Origin of the sequence: Larsenimonas rhizosphaerae (genome assembly GCF_023700005.1) — a bacterium.
Taxonomy (GTDB): domain Bacteria; phylum Pseudomonadota; class Gammaproteobacteria; order Pseudomonadales; family Halomonadaceae; genus Larsenimonas; species Larsenimonas rhizosphaerae.
In genome coordinates, this window is record NZ_JAMLJK010000003.1 from 1 (window position 1) to 18,465 (window position 18,465).

Below are 18,465 nucleotides of genomic sequence, written 5' to 3' on the forward strand. Positions count from 1 at the left end.
ACTCGGAAGTGAAACAGCTTAGCGCCGATGGTAGTGTGGAGCTTCTCCATGCGAGAGTAGGTCATCGTCAGGCATCTATACCAAAGCCCCCGGTCACATGACCAGGGGCTTTTTTTTATGGCTAAAAAAACAGCGGCGTCGGCCGCCCGGCTGTGTGAAAAAAGCTGTGCAGGGCAAGGGCTTTGTTTGGACAAGGCACAGAGGCAGTGCAGCGGGCTCTGGATTGATGAAGGTTGAATAAAGAGCCCCGTTAGCCTTGGTATTTATCCCCTGTAGCTAGACCTTGGTCGTGCGGCTAAAGCGCTATGGTCGGCTAGATCCATCCGTGTTGAAATAATGCCCAACGTGTGAGGCTCATCATGGCTTCAAACGTATTGATGGGAACCTCGGTACTTTGTACTGAGGTTTTTTTTGTTTTCGTTATGTAGCGTTAGTGGTAGTGTGCACAAGGCACGCGCTCGATAATGAGCAAGGACGCATCCATATTTACGCAAGGAAAATGCTATGAAAAAGCTGCTGAGTTTTGTATGTGTGATGATGGTTGCCACGGTAATGGCAGGCTGTGAAAAAGAAGGTCCGGCAGAGCAGGCCGGTGAAAAGATTGATAACGCCGCTGAGCATACGCAGGAAAAAGCATCTGATGCTGGCGACGCAATGCAGGATCAGGCTGAAGAGCTGGGTGACAAGGCTGAAGAAGCCACCGATCACTGATTGGTCGCGCTTTGGCAGAAAAAGGGTCGGCAATATGCCGACCCTTTTCTTTTAGTGAGTGCCATGGAGAAATGGCTTTCGCAAACAGTAGACATGAAAAAGGCCAGCTTCCGCTGGCCTTTTCTGTATCGAAGCAGTGCTCAGGTCGCGTTCTGCTCAATACCCTGAATGTACCAGGGCGCCCCATCCTTGATTTGGCGCGTCAGGTGCCATGTTTCATTGAACTCACTTTCCTTGCCTTCTTCACGGATAATCCCGTGGAACAGTACAGTCGCTTCAGCCTGCTGATCAAACTCGTTGATGCTGCCCAGCTCGACAAACAGCTTGACCACTTCGGTTTCGTTGTTAACAGGCTGCTCGGCACGTTCCTTGCGAAGCATGTTGTAGAGTTCAGGCGTTACATATTCCTGAATTTCCGGTAGATCATTCTTGTCCCATGCGCGCTGCAGAGCATTGAAGTGCTCCTTGGCGCCCTGCAGGAACTGCTCTTTGTTAAACCATGCAGGAGTACCTGAGCGTGATGCTGTGCCACCACTTCCGGCAACAGGGGCTTCGGGCTGGGCCTGACGGCTTTGCCACGGTTGTTCCTGCTGGCCATGACCGGCCATGGCCGGTCGCCTGCGGCGCAGGAACTTGAAGGCGATGAATGCTACCAGCGCGATCAGCAGCATGTCTGTCATCCGGATGCCGTCAAAAGCGCCACCGAAGAACATTGATGCCAGAAGGCCGCCTGCCAGCATGCCGGCAAACGGGCCTGCAAAGCGTGAAAGCCGGCTGTTTGGTGCAGTGGCCTGACGAGGTGGTGTGGTGGCGCGGTTGGTTGAGGTTGCAGATTGTGATGAGCGCGAATAGGAGCCAAAGCTCTTTCCGCCGCCCATCCGCTTGGCTTCGGCATGATCTACCGCGACGCCAAACGTCATCAGGGCCACCATGAAGGTGATAAGAAGGTGCCTCATGAAAGAACTCCCAGGTTGGTCAATATGAAGGTGTGGTTGTGGTGGTCGGGGGCCCGCTTTTTTCAGGGGGCTTCTCGGGTAAAGACCCACTGTTCTTTATCGCTCATGGCCTGATTGAAGCTGTAGCCATCCTCATTGAAGGATTTGAGCGCTTCAGGGTCATCAAGACGCTGGCGTATCATCCAGTTGCTCATCAGGCCACGTGCCTTCTTGGCGTAAAAGCTGATGATTTTGTATTGGCCATTTTTGGCATCCTTGAACACAGGGGTAATGATCTCTGGTCCGAATGCCTTTTTGTCCACCGCCTTGAAATACTCATTCGAGGCCAGGTTTACAAGGGTGGCTGAGCCACTTTCTTCTACGGCGTTCTGCAGGGCAGTGGTAATGTCATTGCGCCAATAGCTATAGAGGTCCTGGCCGCGGCTGTTGGCCAGTCTTGTGCCCATCTCAAGCCGGTATGGCTGGATCAGATCAAATGGCCTTAAAACGCCGTACAGGCCCGATAGAATGCGCAAATGCTGTTGGGCCCACTCATTGTCCTGTTCCTGCCAGCGCTCTGCTTCCAGCCCCTGATAAACGTCTCCCTGAAAGGCCAGCACTGCCGGCTTCGCATTTTCGGGAGTGAAAGGCGTATGCCATTCGGCATTACGGGCTGTATTCAGGCCGGCCAGCTTGTCACTGAGCTTCATCAGGTCTGCCAATTGATGAGGTGAATAAGTCCTCAATACATCGATCAGTTCCCGACTGTGGGACAGAAAGTCGGGCTGACTATGCAGCCGGGTGGATGGTGGCGTCTCAAAGTCGAGCGTTTTAGCCGGCGAAATCACGCTCAGCATGGGTAGCACCTCTGTGTTCCGGTGTTAGGTTCATAGTATATCACCTGGCCGATATACAGAGGTGAGCTACAGATTGCTTTAAGCTATACGGGCCTGAGGCAGGCCTTATTGGCCTACCTCGTCATGCTCATGCTCATGCTCATGCTTAGGGGCTGGGGTTGGGCAGGCGGTGATGAACACCTTCAAGTGCTTCGATGACCTCATCGCCCAGCGTCAGTGAGGCACTTCCGATGTTGCTGTCAAGCTGCGCCATCGTGGTCGCGCCGATAATGTTGCTGGTCACGAAGGGGCGTGAGTTGACAAAGGCCAGAGCCATTTGCGCCGGATCCAGACTGAACCGACGTGCAATGTCCACGTAAGCCCAGGTTGCCTCTTCTGCCAGTGGAGAGGTATAGCGCTGAAAGCGTTCAAACAGGCTCAAGCGGGCGCCTTCGGGTTTTACGCCGCCCAGGTACTTGCCTGACAGTACGCCAAAGGCGAGTGGCGAGTAAGCCAGTAGCCCTACGTTTTCGCGGTGGCTGACCTCCGCCAGACCGATTTCATAGCTGCGATTCAGCAGGTTGTAAGGATTTTGAATGCTGACCATCCGCGGCAGATTCAGCTTGTCGGCCAGGTGCAGAAATGTCATGGCACCCCAGGCTGTTTCGTTGGACAGCCCTACCGTACGGACCTTGCCGGCATCAACCAATTCCTTCAGGGCGCTCAGTGTTTCCTCGATCGGAGTGGCATCACTGTCATCGACGGGCACATACCCGAGCTTGCCAAAATAATTGGATTGTCTGTCCGGCCAGTGAAGCTGGTAAAGGTCCAGGTAGTCCGTGCCAAGGCGTGTCAGGCTGGCATCCACCGCCTCGTGGATGTGTTGACGTGACAGTTTCGGACCGCCTCGTAGATGAGTCATGTCGCGGCCGGCACCGGCGACCTTGCTGGCAAGGATAATGTCGTCCCGTCTACCGCGCTGCCTGAGCCAGCTACCTATGAACTCTTCTGTCCGGCCCTGGGTTTCTGCCCGGGGAGGGACAGGGTACATTTCTGCCGTGTCGATGAAATTGATGCCGGCATCCAGTGCCCTGTCGAGCTGCTCGTGCGCCTGGGATTCCGAGTTCTGTTCACCAAAGGTCATGGTGCCCAGAGACAGAACACTGACATCAATACCGCTATTGCCAAGGGGGCGTCTTTCCATGAGAAAACCGTTCCGGTGCTGGGAAGTGAGCCTTCATGGTAGACAGGTCGCTAAAAAGCAGCAATGGAGGGTTGAGTCGCAGGGGTTCCAGGCGTATATTGCCGGCCCTGCCCGTCGACAGGCGGCCAGTAAGCGTGATGATACGGTGGCACGGCACAGAGAGGTGCTGTTTGCGCGTATTGTGAAATCGGTTTGATGGACGCCCTGCGTCAGTGATGACAAGGGACGTTGAATACTTTGATTATCGTTTCAAAGGTGAGTCGCCATGTTGCAGGCTGCTTCACTCGTTACGCGACTGGAATATCGGTTGGCTGAACGTTTACTTTATACCTGTAAAAGCAAGAATACCCTTCGCTGGCATCGTTTGAGCATGCGTCTTTTCAAGCGCTGTGCCGATGCCGGTCATGTAAATGCCCAGTCCATGTACGGGCTGTTGCTGTTTCGTTGTGGAGCCTCTTCTCAGGAAAAGGCGCGTGGCGCTCGTTTCGTGATCATGGCGGCCGAGGCCGGTGACATCGAGGCACAGTATCATGCTGCCCGGATCTTCGAATTCGGTTGCGCGCAGTATGCGCAGCGTGATTCGCGTGCCGTGACCTGGTTTGCGCGAGCAGCAGAAGCCGGTCACGAGGAAGCGGCTGTTCGCCTGGCTCGTGCATATACATGTGGTGAGCTGGGCCTTCAGATTGATCCGGCTCGTGCCGATTACTGGGAGAGCAGGGTTGTAACGACCTCTGACGTGCCAGCATTTGCGGCACGTAATGCGCCTGCCATGGCAGTATCGATACATTAGTTCATTCGCCGTCAGGGAACTAAGCTGCCAGGCTTGATACAAGGGACACAACGTGTCCCTTGTGCTTTCTGAAAAGGGTGGGTAACCACGAGATGCTGCCTGTCATTCTGGACGTTGAAGCTTCCGGGTTCGGTCGAGGAAGCTACCCTATCGAAGTTGGCCTTGCCCGTGCTGACGGTACTACCTGTGCCCTGTTGATTCAGCCCTGCGAAGAATGGGTGCACTGGGATCCCAAGGCAGAATTACTGCATGGCATCTCCCGGGCACGTCTGGCTCGAGAGGGGTACCCCGTGCGTGATGTCGCCCGCTGGCTTAATGATGAGCTGAAGGATGTACAAATTGCCTATAGTGACAGCTGGGGCTTTGACAATACCTGGCTGTCACTGATGTTTCACCATGCCGGGATGCTGCCGGGGTTCAGGCTTGAGAGCCTGCGGCGGCTCCTTGATGAAGCTCAGCTCAATCGATGGTCTGACGTCAAGGAAGAGGTATTGTGTGATGCGAGCATCCGTCGGCATCGCGCCGGTGAGGATGCTCGCCTGCTTCAATTAACGTATCTGCGGTCCAGCCAGACCGATTAAGTGTCCGCTATTTCCAGCAACAACTTGCCCATGCCGCTATTACCTTCCATGTAGTCCATGGCCTCATTGGCCTGTTCGACCGGCCAGCTGCCATCAATCACGGGCGCTATCTTCCCCGAACCAAGCAGTGGCCAGACCTGCTCGTACAGCTCACGCATGATGTTGCCTTTCTGCTCGGGAGAGCGAGAGCGCAGGGCAGAGCCGATAATGCGCTGGCGCTTCATCAGCATGGTGCCCAGGTTGAGGGTCTCTTCCATGCCCCCCATGACGCCGATCATGACCAGACGCCCGTCGGTCTTCAGTACCTTCTGATTCTGGGGCAGGTAGTCACCACCTACGGGGTCAAGAATGACATCCGCACCGCCCCAGGCGTTGACGGCATCAACGAAGCTGCCGTTGTGACGATTGAAGCCATCATCGGCGCCAAGAGCACGGCATCGTTCGATCTTGTCATCACTGCCTGCCGTGACAAATACGGGATTGCCGAACGCCTTGCAGAGCTGGATGGCCGTTGTGCCTACGCTACTGGCTCCAGCATGCAATACCACGCGCTCACCCTGTTGCAGCCCGGCTTCCATGAATAGATTGAGCCACGCCGTGGCAAAGACTTCGGGAAGCGCAGCGGCGTCCTTGAGGGTGAATGCCTCAGGCAGCGGCAATACCTGAAGCTCATGTGTTATTACCTGCTCGGCGTAACCGCCGCCGGTCAGCAGTGCACAGACACGGTCCCCGATCTTGGCGCGGGTAACTCCGGAGCCGATGGCGGCAATGGTGCCACTGACCTCAAGTCCGGGCGTTTCCGATGCGCCGGGCGGTGGGGGGTAGTTTCCCTGACGCTGAAGGCTGTCTGCCCGGTTCATTCCCGCCCAGGCGACATTGATGCGAACTTCAAACTCGCCTGGTTCGGCAATTTTGGCGCCCTTGCGCCAGCTGAGGGTATGATCATCTTCGATATGGATGGCGTACATGAGACGCTCCTCTTCCATGGGGTGCGTTGTCCGACACTGTCAGTGATGATGGTGTGCGGTCAGTAGTTTATCCAGCAATGCCTCCGGCGTGGGCTCGGCGAGCAACATCCTGTTGGTCGTCGCGTCCAGAAAGCCTGCCTGCGTTGCATTGTTGATAAAGTCCAGCAGGGGCGTAAAAAAGTCATTGTCGTTGACCAGCCCCAGGGGTTTTCCGTGCAGTTGAAGGTAGCGCCAGGTCCAGGTTTCGAACAGCTCTTCAAGCGTACCGATGCCGCCAGGCAGGGTCATGAAGCCGTCAGCCAGATCGGCCATGCGGGCCTTGCGCTCATGCATATTGGCGACCCGGTCAAGCCGGGTCAGCCCGGTATGAGCGACCTCGCGGGACACAAGATGTTCAGGGATTACTCCGATGACTTCACCACCGGCTTCCAGCGCTGCATCGGCGCAGCGCCCCATCAAACCGGCCCTGCCTCCACCGTAAACCAGCCGGCATCCCTGCTCTGCAATGAGTCTGCCGGTACGTTCGGCCAGTGCCGCCCATCGAGCATCCTGGCCATCGCGAGAACCCAGATATACGCAGATACTGATCATGGTGTGCCCCTTGTCGAATAGTGAGCGTTGAAGAGTTCGATAACCTGCGGCTGGCTGCTGAGGTTAAACGGACGCCGCAACGTCCGGATAATGTTCATCGACCCACTGACCAATAACATTATGACCGCAGAGGTGATGCGCATACTGCGTGTGAAGGCAGCGTACCTGCGTCCAGTTGGCGATACCGCCTACTCCCCGATGCGTCAGAATGTCTTCAAATCCCCGGCGACGTACTTCATCACGCTGCGATTCTGGCATGAAGGCCCAGCGTTGTCGGACATAATCTTCATGGCTTTCCCGGTAACGGGCCATGAAATCCGGGTCATCACGCAGGGCATCTTCCAGTTGCTTGATGACCCCGGCAGCCTCCAGGTGGGATAGCGTCACCTTGAGCCGGTCACTGCAGAGCCAGTAGAGTGTGGGGAAGGGCTTGTCATCGATCAGGGAGTGCATGCGAAGAACCAGCGGCGTGCCCTTGTGATCTTCGGCACTGACGGCCTGTATGCCATGGGGGGCACGGCCGAGTTGATGGGCAATGATGTCGAGCTGGCGCGCATCGGGCGCGTGATCTGTCTGAATGATCATGAATGGGACGTGTCGTCTTCTATGATGAACTTGGGAGAGCGTGAGACGGCTCTGAAAAAGGCCTGATTGAGCTGCATGGGGCTGGGCGAATAATCGCGGTGTTCCCGGCACCAGCTGCGTGCCCGATGGATCAGCGAATCGTACAGCCGATTGAACGGTACTTCCTGATCGAGGCTTTGTGCCACAGGCAGGCGGATGTGCGGAAAATCGGCAAACCGCTCCATGAAATAGCCCTGAAGGTCGGCCTCGATACGTCGGTGTCGGTCGATATCCTGCGGATACAGCCAAAGATCGTACTGCCCTGGCGCCATGTCATGCTCCTTCGGGTGCATTCTATCATGATAGCGGATACAGGCGGCCTGTCAGTCTATCCGTGCGATAGCTACAAACTGTGCTTTGACAAGCCGCGCAAGATCTTCGGGAGCCAGTGAGATATCGAGCCCTCTTCGGCCACCACTGACCAGTATGGCATCCCATTGCCGTGCGCTTGCATCAATGAATGTGGGGTGCGATTTTTTCTGTCCGAGCGGGCTGATACCCCCGATGATATAGCCGGTGGCCTGTTCGGCTGATACGCGCTCTGCCATGGCAGCCTTGCGGGCTCCGGCAGCCCTGGCCAATGCCTTGAGATCCAGTGTGCCGGCTACAGGAACAATCGCCACTACCAGTTTTCTTTGATCCAGAGTGACCATCAGTGTCTTGAATATCTGGGCAGCCGGATAATCCAGTGCCTGGGCGGCCTCATCGCCAAAGGAGTGTGCTCCCTCTGCGTGTTCGAAGCGGAGAGTCTCAAACGGGATGCCCTGCTGTTTCAGCAGGCGAATGGCAGGCGTCATGCAGGTATCGGCTCCTTGTCAGGGGCAGCAGTCACAGGGGGTGATGATCTATAGTGCACTGCAAAGTGATTCATGCAAGGTAACGATCATGGAGGGCGCATGCCACCTGAGTTCTCATTACCTCCCGGGAAGCAGGACAGGCCAGCGCGGTGCGAGCTGTGCGACCGGCCGGTGGCTGCACTGACTCGACACCATCTGATTCCGCGAACGGTTCATGGGCGCAAGCGATTTCGAAAGCGTTACAGTCGGGAGCAAATGCTGAGTGCTATTCTATGGCTGTGTCGCCCCTGTCATCGCCATATTCATGTGGTTCTGAGCGAACAGGCTCTGGGAGAGCATCACGCCAGTCGCGAGGCATTGCTGAGCCACCCGGATATTCGTGCCTTTGTCGATTGGCTGGCCGACAAGCCGGCAGGATTTCAGCCCAGGTCGCGTCGTCCGCGTCAGGATTGACTGATTAAATCAATCGCTGTGAATGAAGGTCAAGCCAGGCACGGTCCATGGTGTCCTTCAGGCTCTCCTGAACATGAGAAGGCAAGGCCTTCAGTGCCGCGTCCCTGCTTTCATGGTCACGCAGGCGAAGCCAGACATAGGCCCAGGCCGCCGCCTCTTCGGGAGTCTGCGGGGCAGGGCGCCGCGGCATCTGCACCAGTAGAAAAAGCGAGGCACGAGCTACCCACATTGGCGGCTGTTCACCCTGAGCCCAGGACGTCAGCTGGTGGCCGCTCGGGTTGTCGGTGGGTTGGCCAAGCTTTGTAAGGCGTGCAGTATCAGCAAGGATGACGGCCAGCCGGTCGGCATCCGCATCACCAATCAGCAGCCAGTGACCGACCAGATGGGAAAGGCCCTGCATGGCAAGTCGATAGAACCCGGGGTCCTGTTCTACGGTCATACGTAATTACCCGAAGTTGAGGAGAAGGGCTTTATACCATGACAAGCGCGCACGATGCCTTTGATTTTACGCCGCCCTCCAACAGGCGCGAGATGGGATCCAGCAAGTGGGGCCGCTATGACGATGACGTCCTTCCCCTGTGGGTGGCCGATATGGATTTCAAATCCCCGGCCCCGGTGATTGATGCACTTGAAGCGCGCACCCGGCATGGGGTGTTCGGATATACTTCTCCCTCGGAGGCTCTCAAGACGGCACTTTGTGAGTGGAGCGAGGCGCACTATGGCTTCAGGATCGAGCCCGATTGGCAGCTGTGGCTGCCTGGCGTTGTGCCGGCGCTCCACATTGCCGGTCTGTGTCTGACAGAGCAGGGCGACGATATCGTGACGCTGACGCCCATTTATCCACCGTTTCTGCATGTGGCGGAAAACATCGGTCGTCATACCCAGGCTGCCCCCATGAAGCCCCCCGAAGAAGGGCATCCTTACTGGCAGCTTGATCTGGAGACGCTGGAGGCGGCGATTACTCCTCGCACCCGCATGCTGCTGCTGTGCCATCCTCATAACCCGACCGGGCATGTGTTTTCTCGTCAGGAGCTGAGTGCGCTGGCCGACCTGGCTGAGCGTCATGACCTCTGGATCTGCTCGGATGAGCTGCACTGTGACCTGCTGCTGGATGATGCCCGCACCCATACGCCGCTGATCAGCGCCGAGCCGCGGCTGGCTTCTCGAACCATTACGTTATGGGCTCCCTCCAAGACCTTCAATGTCGCTGGACTGACCAGCGCCTGTGCCGTGATCAGTGACCCTGCACTGCGACGTCGGTTTCGGAAGGCGTGTCTGGGGTTGACGCCATCCGACAACATCATGGGGCAGACTGCTGCGCTGGCAGCGTATCGGGATGGTGAGTCGTGGCGTCAGGCATTACTGACGCTGCTGCGAGGTAATGTGGAACTGATCGAGCATTATGTCGCACGCTGGCCTGGAGTGAGCTGGTGCGCGCCGAAGGCCACATATCTGGCCTGGCTTGATTGCCGGAAGGCCGGGTTTGATCAGGCACCTCAACAGGCTCTGCTCGAGGCTTGTCGTGTCGCCTTGTCGGATGGGGCAGATTTCGGATGGCCTGGCTTTGTACGACTTAACTTCGGCACGGATCAAGCCACGCTTGAAGCTGCACTTGAACGAATGGACCGCGTGCTGGCCGGATAAATAAACGCGAGGCCCGGCGTTTTGCCGGGCCCGTCATCGTGCTGCTTTAGTACAGCAGAGTAAACATGCGGCGGCGGTAAAGCGTCGTGAGTTCGTGGTCCTTGCCGAGGGCATCAAACACTTCCAGAAGTGTCTTGCGGGCAGCGTCATCACCATAACTGCGATCGCTTTTCATCAATGACAGCAACCCTTCAAGTGCTTCTTCATAGCGTCCCTGACCAAGTGCAAAACGGGCTCTGACAAGCTGTGCTTCACTGTCATTCCGCTCGCCGAGCGCATTGACTTCATCAGCGGCAGGGGCCTGCCGGGCGAAATCGATGCGAGCACGAACGCCGCGACCTGGTGTGCTGTCCCGGTCCTGAGGTGGCAGTGCATCCAGAATTTCCAGGGCCTGATCGAACTGGCCCTCGCTGGTCAGGACGCCGGCATAATCGATGCGATATGCATGATGTTCCGGTGATTCACTGATGAGCTGTTCATAAAGTGCCTTTGCCGTGGCGGTATCACCGGTCGCGACGGCTTCTACAGCCTGCTCATGGGTGCTTGGCCCGGCGGTTTCCGGCGGCTGAAGGTATTTCCCCAGCCACTCACGAATCTGATGCTCCGGCAGGGCGCCCTGGAACTGATCATACAGCTGGCCCTGGCTGATCAGTTTGACGTCAGGCACCGAGCGTACGCCAAGCTGGGCGGCAATCTGTGGATTCTGCTCGGCATCTAGCCGGGCGAGAACAAACGCGCCGGCATACTCACGGGCCAGTTTCTCAAGCACGGGTGCCAGCTGGGCGCTTGCCTCCGAATTATGGCTGCCGCAATCGAGCAGAACAGGTGTCTGCATGGATCCTTCGAGCACGACCTGCTGGAAGTTGCTCATGTCGACATCCACGATGAGGTGCGCATCATCAATGGCGGCGGTATCGCCGGCTTTTTGACCGGAAGATGCGGATGACGGGCTTTCCATCGGGGCGCCGGTTCTTGGGTCAACTATTTGCATCGCTCTTTCCTGGCTCGGTGTGATCTGGATAGGTATGTTATCTGAAGTAATGCTGTCAGTTGGCCATAAATTCAACCGCCATGTCAGTGGATATATTGAGCTGACATGGGGAAGTCTCAAGCACTCAAGGAAAAGATATCATGTCCGAAGCACCCTCCCACGGCGTTTCCCGCGTAGCACTGATCGGTTTTGGCCTGGCCGGGAAGGCCTTTCATGCGCCCTTGATCAGCACGACGCCGGGTCTGGAGCTCTCCAGGGTTGTTACCCGACAGACTGAGCTCGTTCATGCCGAATATCCTGAGGCACATGCCTGCTCGCTGCAGGATGCGCTGAATGACGATGATATTGATCTGGTAGTAGTTGCCACGCCCAACGATACCCATGCAGAGATCGCCATGAAGGCACTGGAGCATGGCAAGCATGTGGTAGTGGACAAGCCCTTTGCGCTGAGCCTTGACGAAGCCACCCTGCTGGCACGAAAGGCCGAGGGCAGTAGCCTGATGCTGGCGGTGTTTCACAATCGGCGCTGGGATGCCGACTTTCTGACGATTCGTGCCTTGCTGGAAGAGGGCACGCTGGGTGAACTGAAACAGTTTGAATCCTGCTTCAACAAGTTTCGTCCGGAAGTGGACCACGGCCAATGGAAGGAGCAGCCCGGCCCGGGCAGCGGCAACTGGATGGATCTGGGGGCACATCTGGGAGATCAGGCATTGCAGTTGTTTGGTCGCCCTGAAGGGATCTACGCCGATCTGGGAATTTTACGGGAAGGTGGCCAGGCAACGGACTATTTCCATGTTGTTCTTCGGTATAACGGCTTCAGGGTGCTGTTGCACGGAGGAGTCGTAGCCTGCGAGCCGGCGCCCCGATTCAGTCTGCATGGTACGACAGGCAGTTATACCATTTACGGAATGGATCCTCAGGAGGCGGCGCTCCGAAGCGGTGCTCGACCTGGGTTCGAGGGCTGGGGAGCCGACCCGGTGCCCGGCACGATAACACGCCATGCCAACGGACATCTGGTGCGGGAAACATGGCCATCGCTACACGGCAATTATCCGGCCTTTTATGAGGGGGTCAGGCATGCCCTGCAGCATAATGGCGACGCCCCGGTCAGCCTGAGCAGCGCCCTGGATACCATGCGCCTTCTTGAGCTTGGCAAGCAAAGTGCCGAACAGCGTCGTGAGGTTTGCTTCGATAGCACTATATGATTACTAGTGTAAGCCTTAAGACTGACACTGCCTGCCACGCGCACTGACGCGTGGCCTCCCTTATGGTGGATATGTACCGCGTACCACCAGGGAGAAAGACAATGGCTGAAGCACCGACTCGTACCCCGGCACAGATTGCTACTGCTGCCATCGACTTTGATTTCATCTTTGAACTGGAGCAGGGTGGTGATGCTACACAGGCATGTGTTCCCATGCCGGACAGCAGTCAAAGCGGTGTTACCGTAGGGCACGGTATCGATATTGGTCAGATGGATATGGCCCAGCTGGCAGGGCTGTCACTGCCCCGGGGCTTGATCGAAAAGCTGGCGCCGTATGTCGGCCTCAAGCGACAAAAGGCGGTTGAGGCGCTGGAGGCTTGCCCGCTGCAACTATCGGAAAAGGAAGTACACCAGCTTGATCATGCAGTGTACGGGCGCATCATTGAAACGCTGGCCCATCACTATGATGCCCATCAATCAACGTCGCCGGAAAATGGCTGGGCTTCGTTGCCTTCAGCGGCGGCTACGGTAATGACCAGCGTAGCCATCCAGTACGGGCCGAACCTGGCAGCACGCGCTCCGCGGTTCTGGTCATATGCTGTCTTGCAGAATTGGATGGGCATGATTACCGAGCTGGTGGATTTCGGCGACAACTACGCCACTCGTCGTCACCGGGAGGCTTCTTATCTGAAGCATCATATGTTCGGTCGCTCGGAGGTGGTGTCATTGCAGCCTGCGGCAAATGATCCCTGATATCGTCGACGTGTGATAACGCAGGGATAAAAATACAAGGCGTTAAAAAGCCGATTCACCCTGTGAATCGGCTTTTTCAATGATGGATCGTGAGCCGGGGGACATGAACGGATGGCTCTGTATTCGCGGCTGCAAAACAGGCCGTTCATGAAATGACACTGGCTCTTTCAGGCATTCAGACCACCTGGTATCAGAATGATCGGGTATATATAACCGTTGCCGTGTTACGTCTTTATTAACCACTCATGATCAGGGTCGTTATGAAATTTCCATACCCGCTTTGGCCCTGCCATGACATTCAGATAGTAAAGTGAGTAGCCGTGGGCAGCGCCTACGGGGTGATAGCCCCCTGGCACCAGTACACAGCAGCCGTCTTCCACTGCCATGGTTTCATCAAGTGATCGGTCATCGGTATAGACACGTTGAAAGGCAAACCCCTGAGATGGGTTGATACGGTGATAGTAGGTCTCTTCCAGCTGAGACTCATGGGGCAGATTATCTGCATCATGCTTGTGGGGCGGATAGCTCGACCAGTTACCAGCCGGGGTGAATACCTCGACCACCAGTAGGCTATCGGCGGCCTCCGTCTCCGGTAGAATGTCATGCACATGCCGAGTATTCGTGCCTTGCCCACGGGTGCTCTGCCTGATGTGTTCCGGTGCGATCAGGCGTGGCACATGATTGCCATATCCCGGGGCTGCACACACTGCCAGCTCAAGTTCAGTGGTTGCTTCCACCGAATAGTCAACGCCATTTGGCAGGTACACCGCGTAGGGGGGGATCTGTTCGAAGACATCCATGCGTTTGCCAATGTCGTCAAAGCGATGCTCCCCACAGGCAACGTTTGCACGGCCGGTAATCAGCACCAGGCAGACTTCCTGATCACCGCTGCCTGCCTCCAGACGCTGGCCCCTGGCGAGCCGGTGTACTCGAAAGCCAATATGGGTCCAGCCGGCGGAGGCGGGGGTCACGTCAATTACAGTGCCCTGGGCATCCGGGGGGGTGGGATGTATCAGTAACGAAGTCATTTGTACTCCTCCTGACGATTCGGCAGCAGCTCCTTAAGCCGAATGACGTGAATGAAAGCGTGTCCGGCCCTTTACACCAATGTATCCATCAGGATATTCCGACCTTCGCGAAGCGAGCGCTCAGCTGCCTCGGCCAGTTGCAATGCTTCAAGCCCGTCCCGGGCACCTGCCAGGGGAGGCCGCCCTTCTTTCCAGGCTGCTACGAAGTCACTGATTTCCAGACGATAGGCTTCAGCATAACGCTCGAGGAAAAACCACCTGGGCTTTTCTTCTACTTGTCCGGCTTCGCCCGTAAAGCGCAACCGGGTATCGCTTTCGTTCTGCGCCTGCAGCATGCCGAGACTGCCAAACGCCTCGATGCGCTGATCGTAGCCATAACAGGCACGTCGTGAGTTACTGATCTGGCAAAGCTTTCCACTGGCGGTGGTGAGGGTGACCATGGCGGTATCCACATCGCCTGCTTCACCAATGGCTGGATCGATGATACTGCTGCCCACGGCAAAGACGCTTTTGATGGGTTCATCCAGTAGCCAGCGGGCCATGTCCAGGTCATGAATCATCATGTCCTTGAACAGGCCACCGGACTCGACAACATACTCTGCCGGTGGCGGCAGCGGGTCCCGGCTGATGATTGTCAGGGTTTCCAGAGACCCGATGCGTCCCTGGGCAATGGCCTGCTTGAGTGCTGCAAGCTGAGGGTCATGCCGCCGGTTGAAGCCCAGTGCGCAGACTACCGGATTGTCATCGAGCACCTGTAGCGCATCACGCGTTCGTTCCAGATCCAGAGCGATGGGCTTTTCGCACAGCACCGCTTTTCCTGCACGAGCGGCGCGTTCCAGATATTCCGCATGAGTGGGCGTACTGGAGGCGATCAACACGGCATCAATGCGGCTGTCGGCGAAAATGTCATCAACGCTGACCGCTCTGCTGCCGTACTGCTCAGCCAGCGCCTGTGCGGCAGGTTGATGGTGATCGGCCACGGCCGCCAGTGTGACATCGGGATGAGAGTGAATGGCCTGTGCGTGCACCTTTCCAATACGTCCAGCGCCGATGAGTGCAAGTTTCATAAGCTTTTCTGTCCTGTTCCTGGAAGTGAATGGCTATGGATGAATAGGGGGTTTTTTATGGATCTTTACGGATATCTGGCGACAGGCCTCTTTCAGAGGACTTGTTCTGCCTTACCCCAAGGCCAATCGCCAGGGTCTGGGTAAGACAGAAGGAGGCGGTCAGGCCGCGGAAGCTTTTCACTTCAGCTTCATTGACCACGAACACTACATCAGCAAAGCGAGCAAGCGGACTCAGGGTCGAGTCAGTAATGACCACGATGGGCAAGCCACGCTGATGCGCATCCTCGCAGGCCTTCTGGCTCTCTTCGGCATAGGGGGAATAGCTGATGGTCAACAGGGCGTCATGCTGGCTCATGGCGCGCAGTTGCTCTCCATACATGCCGCCCAGGCCACTGATCAGCAGGGCCGGTTTATCGACATGCGCCAGTGCATAAGTCATATAGCTGGCCACCATGAAGCTGCGCCGTGCCCCCATCACATGAATTGACTGGGCCTGCTCAAAGATATCCAGCGCTTTCTCCAATGCTTCCGGATCAATCCTGCCAGGCAGTTGCTCCAGCACGGCGCGATTGGCGTCAGCAAATTCCCATAAAAGCTGTGTACTGTCCGGGGTTTCTCCGGTGGCACTGCGTACGGCGCTAATCCGCTCGGTGTAATTGGGTAGTTCGTTTACCAGGCGACTGCGAAACAGCTGTTGCATTTCGGAGAAGCCGTTGAACCCCAGGCTGTTGGCCAGGCGAATCAGGGTGGAGGGGGTGACGTCCGCCTGCTCGGCAATCTTGGCCACGGTTGCCAGTGCCACTTCCTGGGGATGGTCGAGTATGAAGCGCGCTGTTTGCTGCAGGCGTTTGCTTAGCGTGTCGTACTCGGCAGAGATCAGCGTTTCCAGCTCACGATAACTTTGTGGTGGTTGTGTCATGCAAATTTCCTTCGCGGTAGCTCATCTGCAGTTCATGGGCACAGGTAACAAGTGAGCAAAGTGGCTGGCTGTTGTGCAGTCTAGGATATTGGAATAAATATTCCATTTAAACCAAAGTATAGAATAAATGGTTTGATATTTTTTGTTTATGGAATCTATATTTCATCTCCAGCAAGGCATTCAACGAAGAATCATCTGAAAATAATGATAATACGAAGAGGAATGACTCTATGACGCGTCTATCTCACTGGTTTCTGGCTTCTGCTGCCACGGCAGCGTTGATGGCTGGTACTGCTGCACAGGCACAAGCGCCGCAGCAGGACACGAGCCGCTTTGTCATGGTGACGCACGGTGTCCCATCGGACCCTTTCTGGTCAGTTGTGAAAAACGGTGCCGAAGCTGCTGCTGATCTTGTAGGTGCCGAACTTGAATATCGCGCACCGTCGACCTTCGACATGGCCAGGATGCAGCAACTGGTACAGGCGGCCGTGGCGTCCAGGCCGGATGGCTTGATCCTCTCCTTCACGGATGAAAATGCTCTGGGCAGCGTGGTTCAAAATGCCGTCGATAATGACATCCCCGTCATTACCATTAATTCCGGTGGCGATGCGGCACGAAAATACGGTGCCCGGCTTCATGTGGGGCAGAGTGAGTACGAAGCAGGAAAGCAGGCCGCCGAGCGCATGCAGGAACTGGGCGTCAAGAAGGGCGTCTGCGTTAACCACGAACAAGGCAATCAGGGGCTTGATCAGCGCTGTGATGGTTTTGTTGATGGCTTCAACGGCAATGCCGAGCAGTTGGCGACCACGTATGACCCTACCAATATCCGCAATGCCATCGTCGCTTACCTCAATGAACACAATGATGTGCGTGGTGTGCTGACCCTGGGCGCTCTCTCTGCGGAACCCATGATTCAAGCCATGCGAGAGCAGGGTGCTACAGACATGTTTACCCTGGGCACCTTTGATCTCTCGCCAGGCATCCTCAAGGCTCTGGATGCGGGAGATCTGGATTTTGCGATCGATCAGCAGCAGTACATGCAGGGGTATCTGCCTGTCATCTTCCTGGATCAATTCGTCAAAAATGGATTACTGCCCGCAGGAGATGTCGCCACCGGTCCTGGGTTTGTCACCAGGGAAAATGCATCTCAGGTCATTAAGTTGAGCAGTCAGGGCATCCGCTGATAACTACCTGATATCAAGGGGTTCGGCGATACCGAACCCTGGGAGTCGATCGCCATGAGTTCCACTGAAACGAAACAGTCGGTTGCGCCATCCGCGACTGATCGGGATGAGCGTATTCAGAGAGTCTCCTTCTGGAAAAGAGCGCTCAATCGTCCTGAGCTGGGGGCACTGGCCGGTGCCGTATTGGTTATTGCGTTCTTTATTGTCTCTGCAAGCGGTACCGGTATGTTTACCCCGGCGGGTATTGTCAATTTTCTCGAAGTTGCCGCTCAGCTCGGCATTATTGCTACGGCGGCCGCCCTGCTGATGATTGGCGGAGAATTCGATCTTTCGATCGGTTCAATGATCGGGCTGGCCGGCATCCTGATTGCCATCCCTGCCGTGGAATACGGCTGGCCGTTATGGGCGGCTATTCTGCTTGCGTTTGCCTGTGCCGGGCTGGTGGGCTGGATCAACGGTAATCTCGTCAATAAAACGGGCCTGCCATCCTTCATCGTTACCCTTGGCTTTCTCTTCATCCTGCGAGGGCTGGCAATTGGTGTCAGTCGGCTTCTGACGGGGCGCACCCAGATAGGTGGTATTCAGGAACATATCCCCGGTGACTGGTTTGCGTCACTTTTTTCCGGAGAGGTCGCTACGGGGTTGTTCAGCTGGATGGCGGCCAACGGCTGGATCGCCACCAACTTTGCGGGCAATCCCGTTGTTTCGGGTATCCCCGTCTCCATCGTGTGGTGGTTTGGGCTGACGGCAGTGGCGACCTGGGTATTGCTGTGTACGCCTTACGGCAACTGGATTTTCGCCAGCGGTGGTGATGCCAATGCCGCGCGAAATTCGGGAGTTCCTGTTCACCGCGTGAAGATTTCATTGTTCATGTTCACGGCCTTCTCCGCGACGATCTTTGCCTGCATCCAGGTAATGGATACGGGGTCTGCTGACACCATCCGTGGGCTGTTGAAAGAGCTGGAAGCCATTATTGCAGTAGTAATCGGCGGTGCGTTGCTGACCGGAGGGTATGGCTCGGCCATCGGGGCGGCCCTGGGAGCACTGATCTTCGGCATGGTGCAGATGGGCATTTTTTATACCGGTGTGAACACCGACTGGTTCCAGGTGTTTCTGGGAGTGATGCTGCTGGTAGCCGTGCTTTTCAACAACTACATGCGCAAGAAGGCGATGGAGGCTCGGTAA

The 18,465-nt window shown here is 56.4% G+C and carries 22 protein-coding genes; 9 read left to right on the forward strand and 13 right to left on the reverse strand.

What is annotated here, in order from left to right; all coding sequences use genetic code 11:
• Nucleotides 1-504: 504 nt before the first annotated feature.
• Nucleotides 505-711, forward strand: a complete 207-nt coding sequence (locus tag NAT21_RS12075; RefSeq protein WP_250938775.1) for a hypothetical protein — start codon at nt 505-507, stop codon at nt 709-711.
• 140 nt (nt 712-851) lie between these two features.
• Here NAT21_RS12075 and NAT21_RS12080 read toward each other — a convergent pair whose 3' ends face one another.
• The 3 genes from NAT21_RS12080 to NAT21_RS12090 form a co-directional block, all read right to left on the reverse strand.
• Entirely contained in the window at nt 852-1,667 is an 816-nt protein-coding gene (locus tag NAT21_RS12080) for a Tim44 domain-containing protein (RefSeq protein ID WP_250938777.1), read from the reverse strand.
• Between the two features lie 62 nt (nt 1,668-1,729).
• A complete protein-coding gene (gene yaaA / locus NAT21_RS12085; RefSeq protein ID WP_250938779.1) occupies nt 1,730-2,503 on the reverse strand; it encodes a peroxide stress protein YaaA in 774 nt (257 codons plus the stop codon).
• Between the two features lie 145 nt (nt 2,504-2,648).
• Complete coding sequence (locus NAT21_RS12090) at nt 2,649-3,686, reverse strand: NADP(H)-dependent aldo-keto reductase (protein ID WP_250938781.1); 1,038 nt, start codon at nt 3,684-3,686, stop codon at nt 2,649-2,651.
• A gap of 265 nt (nt 3,687-3,951) precedes the next feature.
• Here NAT21_RS12090 and NAT21_RS12095 point away from each other — a divergent pair, with 265 nt between their 5' ends.
• Entirely contained in the window at nt 3,952-4,476 is a 525-nt protein-coding gene (locus tag NAT21_RS12095) for an SEL1-like repeat protein (protein ID WP_250938783.1), read from the forward strand.
• A 92-nt stretch (nt 4,477-4,568) separates the two neighbouring features.
• The gene (locus NAT21_RS12100; RefSeq protein ID WP_250939153.1) at nt 4,569-5,057 is read left to right on the forward strand and encodes a 3'-5' exonuclease; all 489 of its coding nucleotides are present in this window, start codon (nt 4,569-4,571) and stop codon (nt 5,055-5,057) included.
• On the opposite strand, the gene NAT21_RS12105 is transcribed toward NAT21_RS12100, so the two are convergent.
• The 5 genes from NAT21_RS12105 to ybaK all read right to left on the reverse strand — a co-directional run bounded on the left by NAT21_RS12105 (nt 5,054) and on the right by ybaK (nt 8,037).
• The gene (locus tag NAT21_RS12105; RefSeq protein ID WP_250938786.1) at nt 5,054-6,025 is read right to left on the reverse strand and encodes an NAD(P)H-quinone oxidoreductase; all 972 of its coding nucleotides are present in this window, start codon (nt 6,023-6,025) and stop codon (nt 5,054-5,056) included. The genes NAT21_RS12100 and NAT21_RS12105 overlap by 4 nt on opposite strands.
• Nucleotides 6,026-6,064: 39 nt before the next feature.
• Nucleotides 6,065-6,616, reverse strand: a complete 552-nt coding sequence (locus tag NAT21_RS12110) for an LOG family protein (RefSeq protein ID WP_250938787.1) — start codon at nt 6,614-6,616, stop codon at nt 6,065-6,067.
• Between the two features lie 63 nt (nt 6,617-6,679).
• Nucleotides 6,680-7,201, reverse strand: coding sequence for a DUF501 domain-containing protein (locus tag NAT21_RS12115; protein WP_250938788.1), 522 nt, complete (start codon nt 7,199-7,201; stop codon nt 6,680-6,682).
• Entirely contained in the window at nt 7,198-7,512 is a 315-nt protein-coding gene (locus tag NAT21_RS12120) for a hypothetical protein (protein WP_250938789.1), read from the reverse strand. The genes NAT21_RS12115 and NAT21_RS12120 overlap by 4 nt, the downstream gene beginning before the upstream one ends.
• 51 nt (nt 7,513-7,563) lie before the next feature.
• Entirely contained in the window at nt 7,564-8,037 is a 474-nt protein-coding gene (gene ybaK / locus NAT21_RS12125) for a Cys-tRNA(Pro) deacylase (protein WP_250938790.1), read from the reverse strand.
• A gap of 99 nt (nt 8,038-8,136) precedes the next feature.
• Here ybaK and NAT21_RS12130 point away from each other — a divergent pair, with 99 nt between their 5' ends.
• Entirely contained in the window at nt 8,137-8,490 is a 354-nt protein-coding gene (locus NAT21_RS12130) for a hypothetical protein (RefSeq protein WP_250938791.1), read from the forward strand.
• Between the two features lie 4 nt (nt 8,491-8,494).
• Here the strand turns inward: NAT21_RS12130 and NAT21_RS12135 are convergent, their stop codons facing one another.
• Nucleotides 8,495-8,929, reverse strand: coding sequence for a hypothetical protein (locus NAT21_RS12135; RefSeq protein ID WP_250938792.1), 435 nt, complete (start codon nt 8,927-8,929; stop codon nt 8,495-8,497).
• 38 nt (nt 8,930-8,967) lie between these two features.
• On the opposite strand from NAT21_RS12135, the gene NAT21_RS12140 reads away from it, so the two are divergent.
• Nucleotides 8,968-10,134: a MalY/PatB family protein gene (locus NAT21_RS12140; RefSeq protein ID WP_250938793.1), complete on the forward strand. Its 1,167-nt coding sequence runs from the start codon at nt 8,968-8,970 to the stop codon at nt 10,132-10,134.
• A 46-nt stretch (nt 10,135-10,180) separates the two neighbouring features.
• Here NAT21_RS12140 and NAT21_RS12145 read toward each other — a convergent pair whose 3' ends face one another.
• Nucleotides 10,181-11,125: a tetratricopeptide repeat protein gene (locus NAT21_RS12145; protein ID WP_250938796.1), complete on the reverse strand. Its 945-nt coding sequence runs from the start codon at nt 11,123-11,125 to the stop codon at nt 10,181-10,183.
• A 140-nt stretch (nt 11,126-11,265) separates the two neighbouring features.
• On the opposite strand from NAT21_RS12145, the gene NAT21_RS12150 reads away from it, so the two are divergent.
• Together NAT21_RS12150 and NAT21_RS12155 are read left to right on the forward strand one after the other, a co-directional pair.
• Entirely contained in the window at nt 11,266-12,330 is a 1,065-nt protein-coding gene (locus tag NAT21_RS12150; protein ID WP_250938797.1) for an oxidoreductase, read from the forward strand.
• 101 nt (nt 12,331-12,431) lie between these two features.
• Nucleotides 12,432-13,082, forward strand: coding sequence for a pesticin C-terminus-like muramidase (locus NAT21_RS12155; protein WP_250938798.1), 651 nt, complete (start codon nt 12,432-12,434; stop codon nt 13,080-13,082).
• A 224-nt stretch (nt 13,083-13,306) separates the two neighbouring features.
• Here NAT21_RS12155 and iolB read toward each other — a convergent pair whose 3' ends face one another.
• The 3 genes from iolB to NAT21_RS12170 all read right to left on the reverse strand — a co-directional run bounded on the left by iolB (nt 13,307) and on the right by NAT21_RS12170 (nt 16,096).
• The gene (gene iolB / locus NAT21_RS12160; RefSeq protein WP_250938799.1) at nt 13,307-14,110 is read right to left on the reverse strand and encodes a 5-deoxy-glucuronate isomerase; all 804 of its coding nucleotides are present in this window, start codon (nt 14,108-14,110) and stop codon (nt 13,307-13,309) included.
• Between the two features lie 71 nt (nt 14,111-14,181).
• On the reverse strand, nt 14,182-15,177 hold the full coding sequence (iolG, locus tag NAT21_RS12165) for an inositol 2-dehydrogenase (protein ID WP_250938800.1): 996 nt from the start codon (nt 15,175-15,177) through the stop codon (nt 14,182-14,184).
• 55 nt (nt 15,178-15,232) lie between these two features.
• Entirely contained in the window at nt 15,233-16,096 is an 864-nt protein-coding gene (locus NAT21_RS12170) for a MurR/RpiR family transcriptional regulator (RefSeq protein WP_250938801.1), read from the reverse strand.
• A gap of 230 nt (nt 16,097-16,326) precedes the next feature.
• Between NAT21_RS12170 and NAT21_RS12175 the strand changes: the two genes are divergently transcribed.
• Together NAT21_RS12175 and NAT21_RS12180 are read left to right on the forward strand one after the other, a co-directional pair.
• Nucleotides 16,327-17,280, forward strand: a complete 954-nt coding sequence (locus tag NAT21_RS12175; RefSeq protein WP_250938802.1) for a sugar ABC transporter substrate-binding protein — start codon at nt 16,327-16,329, stop codon at nt 17,278-17,280.
• A 54-nt stretch (nt 17,281-17,334) separates the two neighbouring features.
• Nucleotides 17,335-18,465, forward strand: a complete 1,131-nt coding sequence (locus NAT21_RS12180; protein WP_250938803.1) for an ABC transporter permease — start codon at nt 17,335-17,337, stop codon at nt 18,463-18,465.

Excerpts from the sequence above, each read along its gene's own strand:
- iolB (WP_250938799.1), bottom strand. The coding sequence starts at position 14,110 with ATGACTTCGTTACTGATACATCCCACCCCCCCGGATGCCCAGGGCACT.
- NAT21_RS12175 (WP_250938802.1), top strand. The coding sequence starts at position 16,327 with ATGACGCGTCTATCTCACTGGTTTCTGGCTTCTGCTGCCACGGCAGCG.
- NAT21_RS12090 (WP_250938781.1), bottom strand. The coding sequence starts at position 3,686 with ATGGAAAGACGCCCCCTTGGCAATAGCGGTATTGATGTCAGTGTTCTG.
- NAT21_RS12115 (WP_250938788.1), bottom strand. The coding sequence starts at position 7,201 with ATGATCATTCAGACAGATCACGCGCCCGATGCGCGCCAGCTCGACATC.
- NAT21_RS12120 (WP_250938789.1), bottom strand. The coding sequence starts at position 7,512 with ATGGCGCCAGGGCAGTACGATCTTTGGCTGTATCCGCAGGATATCGAC.
- ybaK (WP_250938790.1), bottom strand. The coding sequence starts at position 8,037 with ATGACGCCTGCCATTCGCCTGCTGAAACAGCAGGGCATCCCGTTTGAG.
- NAT21_RS12180 (WP_250938803.1), top strand. The coding sequence starts at position 17,335 with ATGAGTTCCACTGAAACGAAACAGTCGGTTGCGCCATCCGCGACTGAT.
- NAT21_RS12150 (WP_250938797.1), top strand. The coding sequence starts at position 11,266 with ATGTCCGAAGCACCCTCCCACGGCGTTTCCCGCGTAGCACTGATCGGT.
- yaaA (WP_250938779.1), bottom strand. The coding sequence starts at position 2,503 with ATGCTGAGCGTGATTTCGCCGGCTAAAACGCTCGACTTTGAGACGCCA.
- NAT21_RS12140 (WP_250938793.1), top strand. The coding sequence starts at position 8,968 with ATGACAAGCGCGCACGATGCCTTTGATTTTACGCCGCCCTCCAACAGG.
- NAT21_RS12155 (WP_250938798.1), top strand. The coding sequence starts at position 12,432 with ATGGCTGAAGCACCGACTCGTACCCCGGCACAGATTGCTACTGCTGCC.
- NAT21_RS12130 (WP_250938791.1), top strand. The coding sequence starts at position 8,137 with ATGCCACCTGAGTTCTCATTACCTCCCGGGAAGCAGGACAGGCCAGCG.
- iolG (WP_250938800.1), bottom strand. The coding sequence starts at position 15,177 with ATGAAACTTGCACTCATCGGCGCTGGACGTATTGGAAAGGTGCACGCA.
- NAT21_RS12095 (WP_250938783.1), top strand. The coding sequence starts at position 3,952 with ATGTTGCAGGCTGCTTCACTCGTTACGCGACTGGAATATCGGTTGGCT.
- NAT21_RS12075 (WP_250938775.1), top strand. The coding sequence starts at position 505 with ATGAAAAAGCTGCTGAGTTTTGTATGTGTGATGATGGTTGCCACGGTA.
- NAT21_RS12110 (WP_250938787.1), bottom strand. The coding sequence starts at position 6,616 with ATGATCAGTATCTGCGTATATCTGGGTTCTCGCGATGGCCAGGATGCT.
- NAT21_RS12080 (WP_250938777.1), bottom strand. The coding sequence starts at position 1,667 with ATGAGGCACCTTCTTATCACCTTCATGGTGGCCCTGATGACGTTTGGC.
- NAT21_RS12100 (WP_250939153.1), top strand. The coding sequence starts at position 4,569 with ATGCTGCCTGTCATTCTGGACGTTGAAGCTTCCGGGTTCGGTCGAGGA.
- NAT21_RS12145 (WP_250938796.1), bottom strand. The coding sequence starts at position 11,125 with ATGCAAATAGTTGACCCAAGAACCGGCGCCCCGATGGAAAGCCCGTCA.
- NAT21_RS12170 (WP_250938801.1), bottom strand. The coding sequence starts at position 16,096 with ATGACACAACCACCACAAAGTTATCGTGAGCTGGAAACGCTGATCTCT.
- NAT21_RS12135 (WP_250938792.1), bottom strand. The coding sequence starts at position 8,929 with ATGACCGTAGAACAGGACCCCGGGTTCTATCGACTTGCCATGCAGGGC.
- NAT21_RS12105 (WP_250938786.1), bottom strand. The coding sequence starts at position 6,025 with ATGTACGCCATCCATATCGAAGATGATCATACCCTCAGCTGGCGCAAG.